This window comes from Shewanella sp. KT0246, assembly GCF_019654955.1.
Classification (GTDB): Bacteria; Pseudomonadota; Gammaproteobacteria; order Enterobacterales; family Shewanellaceae; genus Shewanella; species Shewanella goraebulensis.
This window is the reverse complement of record NZ_BPEV01000080.1, coordinates 1-4841: the sequence shown is the minus strand read 5'-3', so window position 1 is coordinate 4841 and position 4841 is coordinate 1. Positions and strand designations below refer to the sequence as shown.

The following is a 4841-nucleotide window of genomic DNA, read 5'->3' as shown; positions in this document are numbered from 1 at the left end:
CTTATATATGCCTATACCTAACAAGCTATTTTCCTTAGTAAACTTTTACTACTAAGAACACCTTATTAGCCCTTACTATCAGAAATATCTACCTCATCCCTTGAAATTTTCCAAGAGCCTTAGTTAACAGATATTAATGAAATGTGATCATCCCATCAATTTACAACATAAACACATTTTAGATTTATTTTTTCGATATAAAAACTGTAAAAAATCACAGTCAGTCACCTTATAAGTTGAACGAATATAACCCTGACTAATAACAATCATTTTTTGAAAAATGATGAAATAAGGTGATGTATGAAAAAGAATAAAAATTCAAGGCTAGGATATTTAAGTAAATCCGCGCTTGCTTTGATACTAATCCCGCTACTAACTGCATGTGGCAGCGATTCAGATAACAATAATACCACTCCGCCTGTAATTCCTGATGAACCAGGGATACCAGCGATACCTGAACTGCCTGAAGAATTAGCGGCTAAATTTGACCTGCTTGTCGAAGCACCTAAAAGCGAATTCGAAGGAAGTATTGATGTCTACTTAGGCCGTTGGTATCCATGCCAACCAGCACACCAAAACATGTGTGATATGGACAAGGTTCGCGAAGATGGTTATACGCTTGAATACCCTGGCTCAGACAATCCAAATTTCTCTAATAATACAAAATATAACCTCAGCACCCCTGATGACAGCAAGTACCACATGCAAATCAAAGCGGAAGAACTTCTCGCTTGGAAAGATCAGGCTATTCGTGATGACATCTTCCAACCTGGGCACTATTCAGTCTTAGATGTGATGATGTACGTTTCTGAACAACGTAAAGATTTTGAAGTTAAGGTTGGCGATTTTAACGAGGAACGTCAAACTTACGAATACACAGTCTCTTTCGATGCTGATGGCGACGGCACGTTTGATAATGATCCCGCAGCCCATTACTCAGAGTGGAAAGATTACAAGGACAGCGATAGTTGGAGTGTTGCCTTCTTCCATAGCGGAGGAACTATGTTAGGTGACGATGCTGGAGACTATGAGACAGTTTATGACCGTTTAGATGAAATGTTAGTACGTCATCAGTCAGAAATTCGTATCATGCCAACGAGCCCTGAATACCGTGATCGTATGTGGCAATCTCACAAAGATGAAGTTGCCTTTAAAGCAGCTAATGGCGGTAAAGTGATGCTAACTGCAATCACTCGCGATATGGAAGATACCGATGGCTATGGTGACGAACATATCGAAACCATCGCATCGAACATCGAAGTTAAAGCCTATAACTTACGCACAGATGTCTACCGTGAAGGTGTAATTACTCAGCTGGATTACGTTATCTCAGCAGCTGAAGCCTCAGCGAGCACTGGTGAATCTGATTTCGGATTCACCTACTGGCCTACTTTGTATACCGGCTCACAGCTAGGTAGCTATGTGATGAACAACATTGATGGTATTCGTGCAGAAGGCCTTGATGGCTGGAACTATGCTGCAGGTATGAAGGAATATACCTTAGATATCATGCTACACGGCCCAGAGTCTCTTAACGCACAGGATTTAGTGAATAACACTGAGGGAATGGATCTGGCGAGAGAGTGTACATGGCTGCGTGAAGATGACGGCAGCATCACTGAAACCAACGCACAAACATGTATTGACCATTGGGCAGGAACCTTTGGTGGTAACAAACTTCATATTGCTTTAGACAACATGGTTCGTAATCATGGTATGGAGTACATCTATTTCTCTTGGGTTAAAAAGATGTTTTGGATCTACGGAACAACTGAACTTAACTCTGTAAATGAAGAGCGTCAAAATGGCAGCGAGTTATACCCAATAGCCGTAAATGAAGTTGTAGAAATCGCTGATATCAGTAAAGCTATTGCCCCTTTAACTGAAGAGCATTTTGGTTGGAACATTGCCGACTGTGCAGTTTGTCACAACAATGATGAGATCCATAGTGGCTACTCTAACTTAGATCCAGATCTTACCGGGCCTTACACTTGTGCGTCTTGCCATGGCGGTAATGGCGCACCTGCAGGGCATGGTGAAACAAGTCGTTGTTTCTGGTGTCACTCTGAAGATCAAGCAATGACCAACCACGGTGAAGCATCACAATGGTTTGATTTTGCTGACGTAGAATGTGCAGAAAATAGTTCAGTGAATCCTTTTGGCTTCAGTTTAGCTGTTGGTGGTAAAGGTTCATGTGCTGATAATGTTCAATCACCATTCGTAGATAAAGTACGCTGGAATGGTGAACGTTATAATGACTTAGCAGCCTCTAAAACACGTACTCGTGGTAACAGCGACTGGCACACTTCTAAAACGTTCCCAGATCCATATAGCTGTGTTACCTGTCACGTTAACCCAAAAAAGTAATATTCTAATGCTATATTGTTAGATAATTATCTCTGACTCCGAATAGAGCAATATTCGGAGTCTTTTCTATTAATTAACACACTAGCTAATAGCTATTCCCTCTACGCTACACAATTGATTTTATGTTTATTTTAAATCAGGTTTCTAAATTTAATCTCCTTTGTCCCAAAAAACAAAGAATAGTCAAAATGAAAGGTTGGCTTACTGAGCGGGAAGTTATACATATACAATGGATAATAAATTCGAAATAAAATGAGATAAGTCCAATAGGCTTATCTCATTTTTATGCCTTAAAGCCGTTATCTTAAATTTAAAAGAGCTTTGATAATTAACTAAGCAAACCTTAATCCAAAAGCCACTATCTACTTCACCAACCATGTTCACCAGCGACAATAACTCTTACCAAACCGCTCCAGTGACAACTTACAAATAAGTAAATGAATAGCTTTAATGTAATTGAGCCCCAGCCTTATTAGAGCAGCATTAAGACACAACTAACACTATGTTAGCTATCCATCAGTAAACAGCTTCATACTCCCCAATAGAGCATCAAGAACATTAACTGGCCTTTAAAACATAAACAAAAATAGCAGCATAAAAAATACCGCTAAAGAACTTAATCGGCAGTTTTAAATAATATGTAATCCAGCTATTAACTGAACTAAAAAGGATACATATTAAGAATTTGGATTTGAAGGTTTACTTAATTGGTAAGAGGGTTAAAAAGCCAGAAAAGACAAAGGCCTAGCATTTCTGCTAGGCCTTCTAAATTTGGCAGGGGTAGCAAGACTCGAACTCGCAACCATCGGTTTTGGAGACCGCTGTTCTACCAATTGGAACTATACCCCTGTTGACGTGGAGCATTATGCTTAAGTAGAGCGAAAAGGTAAAGTACTTTTTAGCTTTAAAGCCACTGACTGCGGCTTTTTCACTCAAGAGAACTATAAAAACACAAATATTAGCCAGTCTGCAAGTAATCGACTTTATTAAGCCTATAAACCGCAAGGTGAAGCCAGCGCAGGTACCATTGGCTCAACTCCATCCACATAATTTATCCGTTGATTCTGAAGTGTTGAAACATTGGCTAATACGTCCTGAGTCGACATTATTTGGTTAGCGTTATGATATACCCAGTCTATGTCTTGTTGGTACTCTCTCACCTCGTCAGAGTCCACTGGGCCAATAGAACCATCTGCACCTTTGGGCATAAACCAAAGGTTAAAGTTAATGGACATTGGCACTTCTGGTGCTACGGCCTCTGAATGAGTAGAAATCAGTACACCACCAACATAGTAATTGACAGCATTCTTCTCAACAGTCATTACTAAAATACGCCAACCAGCGTAACTCCCCTCTTTACGGGTGTATTCATTGACCTTGCTCCATGGGGTTAATTGAAAAGTTTCCCATGTTGTTGTCCACATAGCAGGTGAATTATCACTGCCCCAACCGCCATTTGGCAGGTACTCAAAATCAACTTCACTATAATTGGGGTCTAAAGGATATTCTAAAGGACTGATTGTATAAAAAGTCTGAATGACTTCATCACCATCAGGCCCATAGGTTGGTTTGTCACGAAAAAAGACTCTTGAAGCATAGGTGCCTTCAAGATATTTACGCTTATGACAAAATTGAGTATGACGGGTATTTTCTCCTTCACCAGCCGTAATTGAGCTCATACGTATCGCGCCGTTATGCGCTTCGATGTGTTCAGGATGGAAACTTAAACCTTTCGCAGACCAAGTTGCCCCGCTAATTCCTGGATGACCAGTCTCTGTACGCGCTTTCCAGCCATTATCATTAAAACCTTTGATACTTTCATAGGCGAAGTCATCGAAAAAAATACCTTTTCCATCCGCAAATGCACTGCCTATAAAGCCCATAGCTAACATCAATGTCGTCGCTGAACAAAATTTGTCCTTCTTCATAATAAACATACTCCTTTAAAGTTAATGACAGCGCTGTCAATCTATCATTAGCAACCATCAAATGTTACTAGTATTTATTCTAATAATAGAAATAAAGCTAAAAACATTAAGGAATAGAACAGGAGTTTAAGAGATTTACTTATGTGTTCCAGTTTGAGTAATTAAACCAAATTGCAAAACATTTGCTTTGAGATGAACCAATTTAGCAACGGGTTACATATTCAACACAACGAAAAAAGCCTCTACATTGCTGTAGAGGCTTTCGTCTTTGTGTTTGTGGGTGAGTACGGCTATAGCCGTGAGCTTACGAACGCGAAGCTGGGGCGGACTATTTCTGTAAAAGTCCGCAACACTACAACAAATACCTAAATATTACACATACGAAAAAGCCCTGCTATTGCTAGCAGGGCTTATCGTAATGTTGGCGGAGCGGACGGGACTCGAACCCGCGACCCCCGGCGTGACAGGCCGGTATTCTAACCAACTGAACTACCGCTCCTTTAGCAAAATGCTTGCGCGTAATGCTAAATGCTTTTTAAGTCGCTA

Annotated in this window: 2 protein-coding genes and 2 tRNA genes; 1 reads left to right on the top strand and 3 read right to left on the bottom strand. The window is 40.2% G+C overall.

Annotated features, from left to right (window positions below; genetic code table 11):
- Positions 1–300: 300 nt before the first annotated feature.
- The gene (locus tag K5Q58_RS20420) at positions 301–2367 is read left to right on the top strand and encodes a hypothetical protein (protein ID WP_220755693.1); all 2067 of its coding nucleotides are present in this window, start codon (positions 301–303) and stop codon (positions 2365–2367) included.
- Positions 2368–3139: 772 nt separating this feature from the next.
- On the opposite strand, the gene K5Q58_RS20415 is transcribed toward K5Q58_RS20420, so the two are convergent.
- From K5Q58_RS20415 to K5Q58_RS20405, 3 genes are all read right to left on the bottom strand, one after another.
- A tRNA-Trp gene (locus K5Q58_RS20415) sits at positions 3140–3216 on the bottom strand.
- A gap of 143 nt (positions 3217–3359) precedes the next feature.
- Entirely contained in the window at positions 3360–4295 is a 936-nt protein-coding gene (locus tag K5Q58_RS20410; RefSeq protein WP_220755692.1) for a glycoside hydrolase family 16 protein, read from the bottom strand.
- A gap of 422 nt (positions 4296–4717) precedes the next feature.
- Positions 4718–4794 (bottom strand) — tRNA-Asp (locus tag K5Q58_RS20405).
- Positions 4795–4841: the final 47 nt, after the last annotated feature.

Bases quoted from the DNA above. Each gene is read 5' to 3' on its own strand.
- K5Q58_RS20420 (WP_220755693.1), top strand. From the start codon at position 301: ATGAAAAAGAATAAAAATTCAAGGCTAGGATATTTAAGTAAATCCGCG.
- K5Q58_RS20410 (WP_220755692.1), bottom strand. From the start codon at position 4,295: ATGAAGAAGGACAAATTTTGTTCAGCGACGACATTGATGTTAGCTATG.